Source organism: Streptomyces sp. NPDC057428 (assembly GCF_042803195.1).
Lineage (GTDB): Bacteria > Actinomycetota > Actinomycetes > Streptomycetales > Streptomycetaceae > Streptomyces.
Genome location: NZ_JBHVCT010000014.1, coordinates 1 through 16,328, shown reverse-complemented (window position 1 = coordinate 16,328; position 16,328 = coordinate 1). Strand labels below are relative to the sequence as shown.

Below are 16,328 nucleotides of genomic sequence, written 5' to 3'. Positions count from 1 at the left end.
CAGCCCGGCGCGGCCCAGGCGGTCCACCTGACCGCCCGACGCCACGGCGTCACCCGACGGCAGGCAGCACCCGCGAAAGCAGACGGGCCCGGCCGCTCCGAGAAGGAGCGGCCGGGCCCGTACATCCGTCGTCGACCCTCAGGTCGTCGTCCGGCGCCGTCTCGCACCCGGACGCCGCTCGCTCGGCCGGGTCACCGGGTCACCGGCCTCCTTGGCCGCGTCCCGGCGCTGCGCGCCGTAGTCCGCCAGCGCCTGAGCCAGCTTGTGCACCGACGGCTCCGGGGACAGCACGTCGACCCGCAGGCCGTGCTCCTCGGCGGTCTTCGCCGTGGCGGGCCCGATGCACGCGATGACGGTCACGTTGTGCGGCTTGCCCGCGATACCGACCAGGTTGCGGACGGTCGAGGACGAGGTGAAGAGCACCGCGTCGAAACCGCCCCCCTTGATCGCCTCGCGGGTGTCGGCCGGCGGCGGCGAAGCGCGGACCGTGCGGTACGCGGTGACGTCGTCGACCTCCCAGCCGAGCTCGATGAGCCCGGCCACCAGGGTCTCGGTGGCGATGTCCGCGCGCGGCAGGAACACCCGGTCGATCGGGTCGAAGACCGGATCGTACGGCGGCCAGTCCTCCAGCAGACCCGCCGCCGACTGCTCGCCGGACGGCATCAGGTCGGGCTTCACACCGAAGTCGACGAGCGCGGCACCGGTCTGCTCACCGACGGCCGCTACCTTGATCCCGGCGAAGGCACGGGCGTCCAGCCCGTACTCCTCGAACTTCTCCCGCACGGCCTTCACCGCGTTGACCGAGGTGAAGGCGATCCACTCGTACCGGCCCGTGACCAGGCCCTTGACCGCACGCTCCATCTGCTGGGGCGTACGCGGAGGCTCGACGGCGATCGTCGGGACCTCGTGCGGCACGGCACCGTAGGAGCGCAGTTGGTCGGAGAGCGAGGCCGCCTGCTCCTTCGTGCGCGGCACGAGCACCTTCCAGCCGAACAGCGGCTTCGACTCGAACCAGGCGAGCTGGTCGCGCTGGGCGGCTGAACTGCGTTCTCCGACCACGGCTATGACCGGCAGGTGCCCGTCCGGCGACGGGAGGACCTTGGCCTGCTTCAGGACCTGGGCGATCGTCCCGAGGGTCGCCGTCCAGGTGCGCTGGCGCGTCGTGGTCCCCGCGATCGTGACGGTGAGCGGGGTGTCGGGCTTGCGGCCCGCCGAGACCAGCTCACCGGCGGCCGCGGCCACCGAGTCCAGCGACGCCGAAACAACCGCGGTCGCGTCGCTTGCCCCGAGCTCGGACCAGCAGCGGTCCGAGGCGGTACGCGCGTCGACGAAGCGCACGTCGGCACCCTGCGCGTCACGCAGCGGCACACCGGCGTACGCCGGCACACCGACGGCGTTCGCGATGCCGGGCACGACCTCGAAGGGCACGCCCGCGGCAGCGCAGGCGAGCATCTCCGCACCCGTGTTGCCGTCCAGGCCGGGGTCGCCCGTGACGGCACGAACGACCCGCCTGCCGCCCTTCGCTGCCTCCATGACAAGATTGGCCGCATCCCTGAGAACGGGCACTCCGGCGGGTGTTGACGCCATGTCAACAACCGTCAGCTCAGGCGTGCTTACCCCTGCCCGCGCATGGCAGCGGACGACGTCGAGAACCTCCGGTTCGGCGACAAGGACGTCCGCGCTCGCAAGCGCCTCGACGGCGCGCAGAGTCAGCAGTCCCGGGTCGCCGGGACCGGCGCCGAGGAAGGTGACATGCCCTGAAGACAAGACAGGGAAGTCGGATACGACAGGGCCGGTGGGGCTCAAAGTGCTCGCTCCCCCATAAGACCGGCCGCACCCTTGGCGAGCATCTCGGCCGCGAGCTCGCGACCGAGGGCCGCCGCGTCGTCGTGCGACGTGGGGACGGGACCGGTGATGGACAGCTGCACCAGGGAAGTGCCGTCGGTGGAACCGACGACACCGCGCAGGCGCAGTTCGTTGACAACCTGCCCGTCGGCCAAGAGGTCGGCCAGCGCACCCACAGGTGCGGAGCATCCGGCCTCCAGGGCGTTGAGCAGGGCACGCTCGGCGGTCACGGCGATCCGGGTGTACGGGTCGTCGAGCTCGGCGAGCGCGGCGGCGAGGTCCGCGCTGGTCGCAGCGCATTCGATCGCCAGTGCTCCCTGGCCGGGAGCGGGCAGGACGGTGTCGACCGGCAGGAAGTCGGTGACCTCGTCCGTGCGTCCGAGGCGGCTGAGCCCGGCGGCGGCCAGAACCACCGCGTCCAGCTCCCCGCTCCGTACGAAACCGATGCGCGTATCGACGTTGCCGCGGATCGCGACGGCCTCTATCTCGAGGCCGTGCGAGCGAGCGTACGCGTTGAGCTGCGCCATGCGACGCGGCGAACCGGTGCCGATGCGGGCGCCGGGCGGCAGCTGCTCGAAGGTCAGCCCGTCCCGCGCCACCAGGGCGTCGCGCGGATCCTCGCGCGGCGGCACGGCGGCCAGGAGGAGGCCATCGGGCTGCGTGGTCGGAAGGTCCTTGAGCGAGTGGACGGCGAAGTCGACCTCGCCGCGCAGCAGCGCCTCGCGCAGGGCCGCGACGAACACACCGGTCCCGCCGATCTGCGCGAGCTGCTCCCGGGAGACGTCTCCGTACGTGGTGATCTCGACCAGCTCGACCGGACGCCCGGTCACTTCACGGACCGCGTCGGCGACCATGCCGGACTGCGCCATCGCGAGCTTGCTGCGCCGGGTGCCTAGCCGGAGCGGTGTGCTGGTGTCGGTCTCCCCGCCCAGGGGTGGGTTGTCGGTCATGACCGCCCTCTATTCGGGTCGTTCAGGTCTGCCCGGGAGACGGCGGCCACCGTCTGCGGGTCAAGGTCGAAGAGTTCACGCAACGCGTCGGCGTACCCGGCACCGCCGGGCTCGCTGGCGAGCTGCTTGACCCGCACGGTGGGCGCGTGCAGGAGCTTGTCGACGACGCGGCGCACGGTCTGCGTGATCTCGGCGCGCTGCTTCTCGTCCAGGTCGGGGAGGCGTCCGTCGAGCCGCGCGATCTCGCCGGCCACCACATCGGCGGCCATGGTGCGCAGGGCGACGACGGTCGGGGTGATGTGGGCGGCACGCTGGGCGGCTCCGAAGGCGGCGACCTCATCGGCGACGATGGTGCGCACCTGGTCCACATCGGCGGCCATCGGGGCGTCCGCGGACGCCTCGGCGAGCGACTCGATGTCGACGAGGCGCACACCGGGGACGCGGTGGGCCGCGCCGTCGATGTCGCGCGGCATCGCGAGGTCCAGCAGGTGGAGCCGGACGGGGCCGTCCACGGGGAGACGCACCGGCACACTTCGCACGGCCCGGTCCTGCGCGGCGGCCGCGGCGGAACCGTTCTCCACCCATGCCGCGTGCTGGTCCAGCTCGTCTGGCGCGGTCGCGACGGGGGCCTCGGGCGGCTCCACCGCCGAGTCGAAGTCGACGCCGAGCGCACCGGCCACGGCCTCGGCGGTCAGCACGAGACCCGTCGCACCGGTACAGGAGACGACGACGTCCGCGCGTGTCAGTTCGTGCCCGACCTCGGCCATCTCGACGGCGCGTGCCGTCGGCACGCCCGCCTGGGCCAGGATCTCGACGAGCCGGTCCGCACGCGTCCTGGTCCGGTTGGCGACGACGATCTCCTCGACACCGGCGCGGGCCAGAGTGGCCGCGGCCAGGGAGGACATCGACCCGGCGCCGATCACCAGGGCCTTCCTGCCGGCCGCCCACGCCGAAACGTCTCGGTCGGCCAGCTGCTCCAGACCGAACGTGACGAGCGACTGCCCGGCCCGGTCGATCCCGGTCTCGCTGTGGGCGCGCTTGCCGACCCGCAGGGCCTGCTGGAAGAGGTCGTTCAGCAGGCGTCCCGCCGTGTGGAGTTCCTGCCCCAGCGCGAGCGCGTCCTTGATCTGGCCGAGAATCTGCCCCTCGCCGACGACCATCGAGTCCAGCCCGCAGGCCACCGAGAAGAGGTGGTGGACCGCACGGTCCTCGTAGTGCACGTACAGATACGGAGTGAGCTCGTCGAGGCCGACGCCGCTGTGCTGTGCCAGCAGTGTGGACAGCTCGGCCACACCGGCGTGGAACTTGTCCACGTCGGCGTACAGCTCGATGCGGTTGCAGGTGGCCAGGACGGCCGCCTCGGTGGCGGGCTCCGCGGCGAGCGTGTCCTGCAGCAGCTTCGTCTGTTCCTCGACCGCCAGCGATGCCCGCTCCAGTACGGAGACGGGTGCGCTGCGGTGGCTCAGCCCGACGACCAGGAGACTCATGCCGGCATCACGGCGGGCATGTCCCCGTCGGGTCCCTTCCGGCCGGTGGGGGTGGCGCGCATCGGCGGCGCCTCGTCGTCGTCCACGTCGTTGCCCGCCCCCCTGCCTTCGGCAACGGCCTCCTCGCCGGCCTTGCGCTGCTCGTGGAAGGCGAGGATCTGCAGCTCGATCGAGAGGTCGACCTTGCGCACGTCGACGCCGTCCGGCACGGAGAGCACCGTCGGCGCGAAGTTCAGGATGGACGTCACACCGGCGGCGACGAGCCGGTCGCAGACCTGCTGGGCCGCGCCGGGCGGAGTGGTGATGACACCGATGGACACACCGTTGTCGCTGATGATCCGGTCCAGCTCGTCGGTGTGCTGGACGGCGATCCCGGCCACGGGCGTACCCGCCATGGCGGGGTCGGCGTCGATCAGGGCGGCGACACGGAATCCGCGGGAGGCGAAGCCTCCGTAGTTGGCGAGCGCGGCGCCGAGGTTACCGATGCCGACGATCGCGACCGGCCAGTCCTGGGTGAGCCCGAGCTCGCGGGAGATCTGGTAGACGAGGTACTCGACGTCGTACCCGACACCGCGTGTGCCGTAGGAGCCCAGGTAGCTGAAGTCCTTTCGCAGCTTCGCGGAGTTGACCCCCGCCGCCGCGGCGAGCTCCTCGGAGGAGACCGTCGGGACCGAGCGCTCGGAGAGCGCGGTCAGCGCGCGGAGATACAGCGGAAGCCGGGCGACGGTGGCCTCGGGAATTCCTCGGCTACGGGTCGCCGGTCGGTGAGTTCGGCCAGTTGCCACGGTGCTCCTGCGGGATGAGCGGGGCTGCAGGCGGCCGTATGTCCTATGACCGCCCCGTCCACAGCAGGCTATGTCTTTGTGAACGCGTGCACAAAGATAGTGTCCGTTTTGTCCGGTCAAAGTGACCGGGGTCACGCATATTCCCTGCGTACCGCCGGAACCAGGGACGACATCCGTCCGTTGAAGACCCGAAGGGGGCAAGACGGTACACACTCCTCATGTCCACGCCCCCGAGACCACTCAAAACGCCCATGATGTTATCCGGGTTTCACCGGGGATTCCCCCTTCACGCACCCAGAGCCGTGCGTAGCCTCGCCGGATCGACCCGCCAGAAGGTGTGCTGCTCGCCGTCGATCAGCACCACCGGAATCTGCTCCCAGTACTCCTTGTGCAGCGCCTCGTCCCGCGTGATGTCCTGCTCCACCCAGGACGCGCCGGTCTCCTCGCAGACGGAGCTCACCACCGCCCGCGCGTCGTCACACAGGTGACAGCCGGGCTTCCCCACCAGGGTCACCACCCGGTCGGCGGGCCTCTTCTTCGCACGACGCAGCAGAGCACTCATACCTTCATTCTGCGCCCTCACGGGCAGGGCCCCGGACCGCGGAATCACCCGTTTAACGCCCCGGTCCCGGAGAGTTCACAACGCCGCATCCCGCCGGGTCGGGATCGGCCGAACAGAATGGCTATGCTCACGACATGGCCGCACTTGGATGGCTCACCCCCCGCAGGCGCCCCGCCACGGCACGCAGCGTGCTCGCAGGCGAGGCAGCAGCCGAGGCAGCACGGAAGTCCGCGCTCAGCGCCGGCACAGAGGTGCTGCCGGCCCCTTCCGAGGAAAACGAACCCATGTTCCCCGTGGCAGGGGACGACCGGGCCGCCGCCTTCTTCGACCTCGACAACACCGTGATGCAGGGCGCCGCGATCTTCCACTTCGGCCGCGGCCTGTACAAGCGCAAGTTCTTCCAGCGCCGCGAACTCACCCGCTTCGCCTGGCAGCAGGCCTGGTTCAGGCTGGCCGGCGTCGAGGACCCCGAGCACATGCAGGACGCCCGCGACAGCGCCCTGTCCATCGTCAAGGGCCACCGGGTCTCCGAGCTGATGTCCATCGGCGAGGAGATCTACGACGAGTACATGGCCGACCGCATCTGGCCCGGGACCCGCGCCCTCGCCCAGGCCCACCTCGACGCCGGCCAGAAGGTCTGGCTCGTCACGGCCGCGCCCGTGGAGACCGCGACGATCATCGCCCGCCGCCTGGGCCTGACGGGCGCGCTGGGCACGGTCGCCGAGTCGGTGGACGGCGTCTACACGGGCCGACTCGTCGGCGAGCCCCTGCACGGTCCGGCGAAGGCCGAGGCGGTACGCGCCCTGGCGTCGGCCGAAGGCCTCGACCTGGCGCGCTGCGCCGCGTACAGCGACTCGCACAACGACATCCCGATGCTGTCGCTGGTCGGCCACCCGTACGCGATCAACCCGGACACCAAGCTCCGCAAGCACGCCCGTGCCCTGGACTGGCGGCTGCGGGACTACCGCACGGGCCGCAAGGCGGCCAAGGTCGGGATTCCCGCCGCGGCAGGCGTCGGCGCCCTCGCCGGCGGCACCGCGGCGGCCATGGCGCTCCACCGCCGCCGCCGCTGACCCCCTTCCCCCTCTCGTTCGTATACCCCCGGACAGCGCGTCCGGGGGTATACGGCGTTCCCGCAGCGGCACGCCCGGGTGCGTACGGCCAATCGGGAGCGGAACGCCGGGCACGGACACCGGTCGCTCCGGCCAGTCGCGTTGCGTCCCGACGACCACAACCCGTCGTCCCCGCATGCACTTCTCGAAGAAATTCGATCAATAAACGGTCACCACATGCTACTCAAACCGTCACTTAGAGGTTACGGAAGCGACGTAACCGATGATTTGAGCAACTGGGTGTAGCACTGCCTGTACGAAGCGTTATTCTCCTCAGACGCACAAGGAGCCCGCCACCCGCTACCACGAGTGACGGTTTTCGAACTGCACGTGATGGAAGCTCTGCCTCTGGGAGTCCCGTGTACCCACACGTCGGGGTTGACACCTCGGGCCTGGCTACGCTCCGCGCAACGGTCCTCGACCACTTGCGCGGCTTCGTCCCCACCGCGTACGCCGTCCCCCAATTTGCCACCCCTGCACCTGCCGGTCCTTGCTATGCCCTGGCCGAACGCAGCGCGGCGGTCGGACGACGCGGCAACCGCGGCGCCGCGACTGCCGCGTCGTCGGCTCCCGTCCGCCGGCCCACAGCCGACAGCGACAGCGCGCGCATGATGGATCTCGTCGAGCGCGCGCAGGCCGGTGAGGCCGAGGCCTTCGGCCGCCTGTACGACCAGTACAGCGACACCGTGTACCGGTATATCTACTACCGCGTGGGAGGCAAGGCGACGGCGGAGGACCTCACCAGTGAGACGTTCCTGCGCGCGCTCCGCCGCATCTCCACCTTCACCTGGCAGGGCCGTGACTTCGGCGCCTGGCTGGTCACGATCGCCAGGAACCTGGTCGCCGACCACTTCAAGTCCAGTCGTTTCCGACTGGAAGTGACCACCGGCGAAATGCTCGACGCCAACGAGGTCGCGCGGAGCCCGGAGGACTCCGTCCTGGAGTCCCTCTCCAACGCCGCGCTGCTGCAAGCCGTACGCCGGCTCAACCCTCAGCAGCAGGAGTGCGTCACGCTGAGATTCCTGCAGGGCCTCTCGGTCGCCGAGACCGCCCGGGTCATGGGCAAGAACGAGGGCGCGATCAAAACCTTGCAGTACCGGGCCGTTCGTACACTCGCACGACTCCTGCCGGACGACGCCCGCTGATGTCACCGTTCGTGACGTGTGCGTGACAAACTGATCGGATCATCTTTCGTCCGTAACCCAACTGCCGCGCCACTCGTTGTGCCGGATGCAGGCCCCCTGTCGCCGCACCAGACCGTTTCCACCCGCTCGATCGTGTGGAAACGTCTCGGGTGGGCAACCTTCCGGACCCTCAGGGGAGTCGACCGTCATGACGAGAGGAGGTGCCGCCAGTGATCGCAAACGTTTCGGCACACCGGCGGGCGAACGCCTTCGCCCAGGCCCTGGAGGACCAGTCCCCCCAGGGTGCGGCGGCCGTACAGCCCGAGGAACCGGCCCAACCGGCCGACCACGGATCGCTGTTGGCCCTGGCGAACGGCCTCGGCGCACTACCGGAGCCGGAATTCGATCCCGAGGTCAAAGTGGTGCAGCGGGCGCAGCTCGTCGCGGCCATGGAGACCATGTTCGCCGAAGGCGGTGCGTCCACGGGCCCTACGGTGCCCGAACAGCGGGCCAAGGGAGCCCATCGGGCCTCCCCGATCCGAAGGCTGCGTCCCCGCTCCCGCTGGGCGAAGGGCCTCACCGCGGGCGGGCTCACGGTCGGTGTGGCCGCGGGCGCGTTCGGCGGAGTGGCCGCTGCCAGTTCCGACGCACTGCCCGGTGATTCCCTCTATCCGCTCAAGCGCGGCATGGAGGACCTCAGCCTCGGCATGGCGAACACCGACGCCGACCGGGGCGAGGTCTATCTCGACCAGGCCTCCACCCGGCTCGGAGAAGCCCGTCGGCTGATGGAGCGCGGCCGCGCGGGCTCCATGGACCACGAATCGATCGGCGAGGTCAGGCGCGCCCTCGACGGCATGACGCACGACGCCACCGAGGGACACCGCCTGCTCCACTCCGCGTATCAGCGCGACGGCGCCATCGGCCCCATCCAGACGCTGGACACCTTCTCCCGTTCGCACCGCGCGAGCTGGAGCAGTCTGCGTGACCGCCTGCCCGTCCAGCTGAACGACGTCGGGGAGAGGGTCAGCTCGGTCTTCGACGCGATGGACGAGGAGGTCGCTCCACTGAAGTCCCTGCTGCCCCGCACACCGGACACCGGCCGGGACGCGCCCACGGCCGGCTCCCCCCGGGAGAAGGAGGGGTCGTCGGATCCCGACCGCAGGGCGCCCGCGTCGTCCGCCGCCCCGGACGACAGTGCGTCCACGAGCACGTCGCCGAAGCCCTCCGGCTCCGGCAGCGGCTCGGCCGACGGCCTGCTCGACGGAGGTACGGACGGCCTGCTGGACGAGCTCCCGACGGACGACACCACCCCGTCGTCCCCGGGCGGCACATCCGGCTCCTCCCCCGCACCGGACGTCACCCTGCCCCCGCTGCTCCCCGGGCTCCTGCCCGGCCTGGGCATCGAGGACGAGGACGTCGAGCCGTAGGGTCCACCCATGGGTGAGGGGCCGTCCGGACCGGGCGGCCCCTCTTCCGTGTACGCGCCCCGGGCGCCGGCCTCAGAAGAAGACGGAACGCCGCTGCACCAGCAGCTTGTACAGCGTGTGCTGGATCTGCTCCCGCACCTGGTCGGTCAGGTTGAACATCAGCATCGGGTCCTCGGCGGCCTCGGGCGGATAACCGTCCGTGGGGATCGGCTCCCCGAACTGGATCGTCCACTTCGTCGGCAGCGGCATCATCCCGAGCGGCCCGAGCCAGGGAAACGTGGGCGTGATCGGGAAGTACGGGATGCCCAGCACCCGCGCCAGCGTCCTGGAGTTGCCGATCATCGGGTAGATCTCCTCCGCGCCCACGATCGAGCACGGCACGATCGGCACACCCGCACGCAACGCCGTCGAGACGAACCCGCCCCGCCCGAAGCGCTGCAGCTTGTAGCGCTCGCCGAACGGCTTGCCCAGGCCCTTGAAACCCTCGGGCATCACCCCGACGACCTCACCTCGCTGGAGCAGCCGCTCCGCGTCCTCGGCACACGCCAGCGTGTGCCCGGCCTTCCTGGCGAGCTCGTTGACCACCGGGAGCATGAACACGAGATCCGCCGCCAGAAGCCGCAGATGACGCTGCGCCGGGTGGTTGTCGTGCACCGCGACCTGCAGCATCAGCCCGTCCAGGGGCAGCGTCCCGGAGTGGTTGGCCACGATGAGCGCCCCGCCGTCGGACGGGATGTTCTCGATGCCCTTCACCTCGACCCGGAAGTACTTGTCCGCCAGCGGACGCAGCACCGACATGAGGACCTGGTCGGTCAGCTCCTCGTCGTAGCCGAACTCGTCGACGTCGTAGTCGCCCGTGAGCCGCCTCCGCAGAAACGCGAGTCCGCCCGCGACCCTCCGGTCCCAGCCGCCCTCAGGAGCCCCGCTGCCGCTCCAGGAGGCCGCACCGGAGGCCTCAACGGCGTCGGGCACCTGCCCGCCCGGAAGCGCACTCACAGGCGTGGGGACGGCCGTCGCCGGCGGCTGCACCCGGCCGCCCGGCAGCACACCTCTGCGCCGTCCCGCACCGGAGCGCGATCGGTCGTCGTCGAACGGAATGACCTTGGCGTCCGCCATCGTCGGTCGCGCTCCTCTACCTGGCGCCGTGAGTCGAATGTGTCGTACCGGCCTGTCCACCGGCGAGCGGCAGTTCGGCCAGTCTGGCGACCGCCCTGCCCACCCGGTCGGGGGGCAACAGCCCCGGCCCCCGGCTCCGCGCGAACTCCGCGAACGTCTCGGCGGTGGTGAACTTCGGGCGGAAGCCGAGCGTCTCGCGCATCTGCACGGTCGAGACGACCCGGCCGTGGGTGAGCAGACGGATCTGCTCCGGGGAGAAGTCGGTCATGCCGATCGTACGCAGCGCCGATCCCACCCAGGTGACGGCCGGCAGCAGCAGCGGCACGGTCGGCCGCCCCAGCCGCCGGGAACACTGCGAGAGCAGCAGCACCCCGTCGCCCGCGATGTTGAAGGTGCCGCTGTTCAGCGTCCCGCGCCGGGGTTCACGGGAAGCGATCTCCAGCACGTCGACGACATCGTCCTCATGGACGAACTGGAGCCGGGGGTCGTACCCGAAGACCGTCGGCAGGACCGGCAGCGTCAGGTAGTCGGCGAGCGGCGAATCCGGTTCGGGCCCAAGGATGTTGGCGAAGCGCAGCACGCACACGGCCACGTCGGGCCTGCGCCGCGCGAAGCCTCGCACGTAGCCCTCGACCTCCACGGCGTCCTTGGCGAACCCGCCGCTGGGCAGGGACTTGGGCGGGGTCGTCTCGGTGAAGACCGCGGGATCACGGGGCGCGGAGCCGTACACGTTCGTACTGGACTTCACCACGAGGCGCTGGACCGTCGGGGACTTCTGGCAGGCGCCGAGCAACTGCATCGTGCCGATGACGTTGGTCTCCTTGACCGTCGTCCGGCCCGCCGCGCCGGGCGCCTTCGCGGAAACATCCAGATGCACGACCGTGTCGACGGAGTGCTCGGCGAGCACCCTGGCGATCGCGGACTGCCTGATGTCCGCCGTGACGAATTCGGCGTCACCCAACTGGTGCGCGGGCGCGACCGCGTCCACGGCGATGACCCGGTCCACACCGGGATCACGCTGTATGCGCCGCACGAAACGGCCCCCGAGCTGCCGGGCCGCACCTGTGACGAGCACGATCTTCCCCAAGATCAGCGCCTTCCGTCGTTCGATCACCGAGCGGGGTCTTCCCCTGTCCGTCACCGTAGTCGGTGGACGTTGCCCTGTGACGACCCCAGGCTGGCTTTGCCGAACCGATGACCGGAATACCACCGGAACCGCACAACGCCGCCGCCTCGTACACAGTCCCTGAACACCCGCCCCGGAACGCGCCGAGGCCCTCCCGCCAGGACGGCGGGAGGGCCTCGGACTCACGAACCGCGTTCGCTTACTTCTTGTTGCGACGCTGAACGCGCGTGCGCTTGAGCAGCTTGCGGTGCTTCTTCTTGGCCATCCGCTTACGCCGCTTCTTGATAACAGAGCCCACGACTACCCTCGCTCACTTCTTCTTCACTGGTGCGGGGCGTCTGGGCCCACACGACCTACGTCGGCCTAGCCTACCTGCCACGGCGTGAGGGGCGTAATCCGAGGGCGACGGTCAGGCCGACTCCACCCCCACGAAGGAATCGCGGAGATACTCGTGAACCGCTTGCTCCGGGACCCGGAAGGACCTTCCCACCCTGATCGCGGGCAGATGACCACTGTGCACCAAGCGGTACACCGTCATCTTCGACACCCTCATGACCGAGGCGACTTCCGCCACGGTCAGAAACTTGACCTCGTTGAGAGGCCTCTCGCTGCCAGCAGCCATGACCCACCTGTACCTTCCGCACGAGACGCGCACCGGCTTCCCCTCCGGTGACTCTTCGTCGTTGTGCGCTCACTCCCCAGATTAGGGGCGGGTGATGCGAGTGGGGAAGAGGTGAGACGATCGGCCGCCTACTGGGACAGACAGGCCCTATCGAGCACATACCGTGTGAGAGGCCGGTAGTAGTCCGACCGCACGGCGTCATCAAGCGGAACGGCGACGGACACCCGCCCCTCCGCCTCACCCACGAACAACGCCGGGTCGTCCGTATCCGCCAGACCGATGGCCTCGATACCCAGCTGACCTGCACCGCAGACCCATCCGTGGTCCCCGACCACGAGTTCCGGCAGCACCCCGCCGACCTCCACGGCCTCCTCCAGGACGGCCCGAACCGGCAGCGGGGAATGGCTGTGTGCGCCGGTCGCACTTCCGGGGACCCGCACGCCCGGTTCGCGCACCAGCGCGACGCCCCGTACGTAGTCGAGGTTGTACGTGCGTACGCCGAACCGGGTCGTTATGTCGACACATCGGCCCTGCGCGGAGGTGAGCACCAGGCACCCCGCCGCCGACATGGCGTCTGCCAGACCGGCGTAGAACCCGAGCAGCCGGTGCGGGTGTCCCGTGCCGAACAGCACGGGTGCCCGCCTCTCCGCCGCACCGGACAGCCGCTCCGCGAACGCGTCCAGCGCGGCCAGCGTCCGCTCCGGATCGATCACGTCCGGACCCGACACATGGCCGGGATCGTCAGAGACCCCGCACTTCTCCGCCATCAGCCCCAGCAGGTCACGCTCCCCCCAGGACCGGTCGGGATCGAGCCCGAGCAGGACCCGGGGATCCCGCGCCGCGAAAAGCCGGTAACTCCGAAGACTGGTCTCCCGCGGCGTCGCCACGGGCCCGGCGAGCCGGGCCGCCAGCAGATGAGCGCGTAACGCTCCGGTGCTCAACACCCTGCCGATGCTCCCGCACCCACGCCGCCCCCGGGCCGGAACCCCGCTCACGCCCCACAGTTGGCGTAACCCGCACTCAGGTCAGCAGTCCCCGCAACGGGAACACCGCCCGCCTCGTCGCCAGCACCGCCTGGTCCAGCCGGTCCGCCGGGTCGTAGCCGTCCTCCCACGGCTGCCACACCGGCTTCCGGCCGTCCGTCATCCGCCAGGGGCCCAACTGCCGCGTCCTGGCGTACACCTCGTCCCGCCACGACGACGGGATCACCGCCTCCGGGTCCACCGGCGCGTGCGCGGCGATACCCACCAGGTGGGTCCAGGACCTAGGCACGACATCCACCACCGCGTAGCCACCCCCGCCGAGTGCCACCCACCGGCCGTCCTGCACACAGGAGTGCGCCAGATCATGACAGGCCGTCATGATCTCCCGCTGCGCGTCCAAGGACACCGCGAGATGGGCCAGCGGATCCTCGAAATGCGTATCGGCGCCGTGCTGCGTCACCAGCACCTGCGGCCGGAAGTCCGCCAGGAGTTCGGGCACCACCGCGTGGAAAGCCCGAAGCCACCCCGCGTCGCCCGTACCCGCCGGCAGCGCCACGTTCACCGCGCCGCCCTCACCCGCGGCCCCGCCGGTCTCCTCCGGCCACCCCGTCTGTGGGAACAGCGTGCGCGGATGCTCGTGCAGCGACACGGTCAGGACCCGGGGGTCATCCCAGAACGCCGACTGCACCCCGTCACCGTGGTGGACGTCCACATCGACGTACGCCACGCGCTCCGCCCCCAGTTCGAGCAGCCGGGCGATGGCGAGCGCGGGGTCGTTGTAGACACAGAAACCCGATGCGCTCCCCGGCATCGCGTGGTGCAGCCCGCCGGTGAAGTTCACGGCATGGGCGCTCTCCCCTCGCCACACGGCCTCCGCGGCACCCACCGAAAGCCCCGAGATGAGCGCCGACGCCTCGTGCATCCCCGCGAATGCGGGATCGTCGACCGTCCCCAGCCCGTACCCCTGGTCGGCCGCCCCGGGCTCCACCGACGCCGCCCGGACGGCCTCCACGTAATCCTCGCGGTGCACCAGCCGCAGCGTCGAGTCCCCGGCCGCCTTGGCCGACCGGACGTCCACCGCCCCGTCCAGGCCGAAGGCCCGCACCAGCCCCATCGTGAGGGCGAGTCTGACCGGATCCATGGGGTGGCCCGCCCCGAAGTCGTAACCCGTTACTGCCTCATCCCACATCAGCCGCGCGCGCCCGCTCATGCCCGCCACCGTATCGGGCGGGCTCCGCGCCGAACGACCGGGCATACACGAGCGTCGCCAGCACCAGCACCATGGGGACGAGCATCGCGCCCCGGTAGCTCCACGCGTCCCCGAGAGCCCCCACGAGCGGCGACCCGACGAGGAAACCCACGTAGTTGAAGACGTTCAGCCGGGCCACGGCCACATCGCTCGACCCCGGGAACATCCGCCCGGCCGCCGCGAACGTCTGCGGGACGATCACACAGAGTCCCAGCCCCAGCAGCGTGAATCCGAGCATCCCCCACCAGGCGCCCGGCGCGACCGCGACCACCGCGAACCCCAAGGCGGCCAGCACGCTCCCGCCCCGCACCACGGCCACCGCCCCGAACCGACGCACACCGAGGTCACCGACGGCACGACCCAGCAGCGTCGTCACCATGTAGACGTTGTACGGAACGGTAGCCAGCTGCTCCGAGCCGCCCAGCACGTCCTGCAGATACTTCGCGCTCCAGTTGGAGACCGTCGAGTCACCGATGTACGCGAACGCCATCACCAGGCAGAGCGGCATCAGCAGTCCGAACGGCACGGACGCACCCCTGCCACCAGGCTCCCCGGCCGGCGCTTCCCCTCCGGCCCGGCCCTCGGCGTACCACCGGCTCCCGATCAGAGCCGCGGGCAGCAGGACGAGGACGGCGGGCAGGTAGGACACCAGCAGCGAAAGGTCCCAGTGGGCCCCGGCCCAGGCCAGCGAGGCACCGCCGATGCCACCAAGGCTGTACGCGGCGTGGAACCCCAGCATGATGCTCCGCCCGTACGCCCGTTGCAGGCTGACGCCCATCATGTTCATCGAGGCGTCCAGCGCCCCCACGGCCAGCCCGAAGACACCGAGCGCCAAGGCGGCCTGCCACACCTCGCTGCCGGCGCCCACACCCAGCAGAGCCAGCATCACGACCGGCTGAGCCCACCTCAGTACGACCCCGGGCCGGACCCGCGCGACCAGCTTCTCGGTCGCCACACTTGCGGCCCCCGCCAGGACGGGGACCGCGGCCAGGAACACCGGCAGCAGTCCGTCGGATATCCCGTAGCGGTCCTGTATGGCGGGGATGCGCGTCACGAGTAGTGCGAAGGTCACCCCTTGCGCCAGGAAGCTCAGGGCGAGAGAAGCTCTGCCGTACCGCAACCGCGCATCCGTCATGGCCGCGAGCGTAGAGCCAGGAACTACTCCTGGGTAGATCGATCAGGCGAGCAGTTTGGGGAGCTGTGACATGTCGGAGAAGTGCCCCGTGACCCCGACCAGCCGGTCCGCCGGCATCATCGAGGTGAACCCGTAGACGTCCATCCCGGCCGCCCGTGCCGCCTCGACGCCGAGCGGGCTGTCCTCGATGACGACACACCTCTCGGGTGCGACGCCCATCCGCTCGGCGGCGTGGAGGAACAGGTCCGGGGCGGGCTTTCCCTGCCCCACGTCCTCGGCGCTGAAGATCCACTCCTCCTCGAACCACTGGTCGAGGCCGGTGTTCCGGTGTCCGGCCGCGATCTTCTGGTGGCTCCCGGACGAGGCCACGCAGTACGCGATCCCCTCGGCGACGAGCTCGCCCAGCAGCTCGTCGACCCCGTTCACCGGTGCCAGCCGCTCCTGCTGGAACACGGTGAGGGTCCGCCGGTGGAGCTCCTCGTCGAAGTCCGAGGGCAGCTTCTGGCCGGTCCGCTCCTCCACGAGGTCGTGGACCCGGTGGATGGCGGCCCCCATGTAGTCGCGGAGGGACTCCTCGTACGAGGTGGGGTGGCCGAGCTCGGTGAGGTAGTCGGCCAGGACGGTGTTGGAGATCGGCTCACTGTCGACGAGCACGCCGTCGTTGTCGAAGATGACCAGTTCGTAGCGCATGGTTCGACCCTAGACGCTCCGAACGCAGAAAAGCCCCGTGCCACAAGGGCACGGGGCTTTCCCGGAATAATTGTTCGGCGGCGTCCTACTCTCCCACAGGGTCCCCCCTGCAGTA

The 16,328-nt window shown here is 70.3% G+C and carries 16 protein-coding genes; 3 read left to right on the top strand and 13 right to left on the bottom strand.

Features of this window, described 5'->3' with window-relative positions; all coding sequences use genetic code 11:
• Positions 1 to 138 precede the first annotated feature (138 nt).
• From ACFU5K_RS08185 to ACFU5K_RS08165, 5 genes are all read right to left on the bottom strand, one after another.
• Complete coding sequence (locus tag ACFU5K_RS08185) at positions 139 to 1,806, bottom strand: uroporphyrinogen-III synthase (RefSeq protein ID WP_384058133.1); 1,668 nt, start codon at positions 1,804 to 1,806, stop codon at positions 139 to 141.
• On the bottom strand, positions 1,803 to 2,795 hold the full coding sequence (gene hemC, locus ACFU5K_RS08180; protein WP_327117434.1) for a hydroxymethylbilane synthase: 993 nt from the start codon (positions 2,793 to 2,795) through the stop codon (positions 1,803 to 1,805). Before hemC ends, ACFU5K_RS08185 begins: the two co-directional genes overlap by 4 nt.
• On the bottom strand, positions 2,792 to 4,282 hold the full coding sequence (locus ACFU5K_RS08175; RefSeq protein WP_384058131.1) for a glutamyl-tRNA reductase: 1,491 nt from the start codon (positions 4,280 to 4,282) through the stop codon (positions 2,792 to 2,794). Before ACFU5K_RS08175 ends, hemC begins: the two co-directional genes overlap by 4 nt.
• Positions 4,279 to 5,067 carry a redox-sensing transcriptional repressor Rex gene (locus tag ACFU5K_RS08170; protein ID WP_384058129.1) on the bottom strand — a complete coding sequence of 263 codons (789 nt, stop codon included), beginning with the start codon at positions 5,065 to 5,067 and terminating at the stop codon, positions 4,279 to 4,281. The genes ACFU5K_RS08175 and ACFU5K_RS08170 overlap by 4 nt, the downstream gene beginning before the upstream one ends.
• A 286-nt stretch (positions 5,068 to 5,353) precedes the next feature.
• Positions 5,354 to 5,629 carry a glutaredoxin family protein gene (locus ACFU5K_RS08165; protein ID WP_384058127.1) on the bottom strand — a complete coding sequence of 92 codons (276 nt, stop codon included), beginning with the start codon at positions 5,627 to 5,629 and terminating at the stop codon, positions 5,354 to 5,356.
• Positions 5,630 to 5,763: 134 nt separating this feature from the next.
• On the opposite strand from ACFU5K_RS08165, the gene ACFU5K_RS08160 reads away from it, so the two are divergent.
• The 3 genes from ACFU5K_RS08160 to ACFU5K_RS08150 all read left to right on the top strand — a co-directional run bounded on the left by ACFU5K_RS08160 (position 5,764) and on the right by ACFU5K_RS08150 (position 9,292).
• On the top strand, positions 5,764 to 6,702 hold the full coding sequence (locus tag ACFU5K_RS08160; RefSeq protein ID WP_384058125.1) for an HAD family hydrolase: 939 nt from the start codon (positions 5,764 to 5,766) through the stop codon (positions 6,700 to 6,702).
• 398 nt (positions 6,703 to 7,100) lie between these two features.
• Positions 7,101 to 7,886: an ECF subfamily RNA polymerase sigma factor, BldN family gene (locus tag ACFU5K_RS08155; RefSeq protein ID WP_384058123.1), complete on the top strand. Its 786-nt coding sequence runs from the start codon at positions 7,101 to 7,103 to the stop codon at positions 7,884 to 7,886.
• 209 nt (positions 7,887 to 8,095) lie between these two features.
• The gene (locus tag ACFU5K_RS08150) at positions 8,096 to 9,292 is read left to right on the top strand and encodes a DUF5667 domain-containing protein (RefSeq protein ID WP_384058121.1); all 1,197 of its coding nucleotides are present in this window, start codon (positions 8,096 to 8,098) and stop codon (positions 9,290 to 9,292) included.
• 72 nt (positions 9,293 to 9,364) lie between these two features.
• Here the strand turns inward: ACFU5K_RS08150 and ACFU5K_RS08145 are convergent, their stop codons facing one another.
• From ACFU5K_RS08145 to ACFU5K_RS08110, 8 genes are all read right to left on the bottom strand, one after another.
• Positions 9,365 to 10,408, bottom strand: a complete 1,044-nt coding sequence (locus ACFU5K_RS08145; protein WP_384058119.1) for a lysophospholipid acyltransferase family protein — start codon at positions 10,406 to 10,408, stop codon at positions 9,365 to 9,367.
• A 16-nt stretch (positions 10,409 to 10,424) separates the two neighbouring features.
• Positions 10,425 to 11,495 carry an NAD-dependent epimerase/dehydratase family protein gene (locus ACFU5K_RS08140; protein ID WP_384058275.1) on the bottom strand — a complete coding sequence of 357 codons (1,071 nt, stop codon included), beginning with the start codon at positions 11,493 to 11,495 and terminating at the stop codon, positions 10,425 to 10,427.
• Between the two features lie 238 nt (positions 11,496 to 11,733).
• On the bottom strand, positions 11,734 to 11,832 hold the full coding sequence (locus ACFU5K_RS08135) for a 30S ribosomal protein bS22 (RefSeq protein ID WP_003948845.1): 99 nt from the start codon (positions 11,830 to 11,832) through the stop codon (positions 11,734 to 11,736).
• Between the two features lie 111 nt (positions 11,833 to 11,943).
• On the bottom strand, positions 11,944 to 12,156 hold the full coding sequence (locus ACFU5K_RS08130) for a helix-turn-helix domain-containing protein (RefSeq protein WP_326698169.1): 213 nt from the start codon (positions 12,154 to 12,156) through the stop codon (positions 11,944 to 11,946).
• A gap of 128 nt (positions 12,157 to 12,284) precedes the next feature.
• Positions 12,285 to 13,100 carry a phosphatase gene (locus ACFU5K_RS08125; protein WP_384058117.1) on the bottom strand — a complete coding sequence of 272 codons (816 nt, stop codon included), beginning with the start codon at positions 13,098 to 13,100 and terminating at the stop codon, positions 12,285 to 12,287.
• 76 nt (positions 13,101 to 13,176) lie between these two features.
• A complete protein-coding gene (locus ACFU5K_RS08120; protein WP_384058115.1) occupies positions 13,177 to 14,349 on the bottom strand; it encodes an acetoin utilization protein AcuC in 1,173 nt (390 codons plus the stop codon).
• On the bottom strand, positions 14,318 to 15,523 hold the full coding sequence (locus tag ACFU5K_RS08115; RefSeq protein ID WP_384058113.1) for an MFS transporter: 1,206 nt from the start codon (positions 15,521 to 15,523) through the stop codon (positions 14,318 to 14,320). The genes ACFU5K_RS08120 and ACFU5K_RS08115 overlap by 32 nt, the downstream gene beginning before the upstream one ends.
• Before the next feature lie 42 nt (positions 15,524 to 15,565).
• Positions 15,566 to 16,213, bottom strand: a complete 648-nt coding sequence (locus ACFU5K_RS08110; protein WP_384058111.1) for an HAD family hydrolase — start codon at positions 16,211 to 16,213, stop codon at positions 15,566 to 15,568.
• Between the last annotated feature and the right edge of the window lie 115 nt (positions 16,214 to 16,328).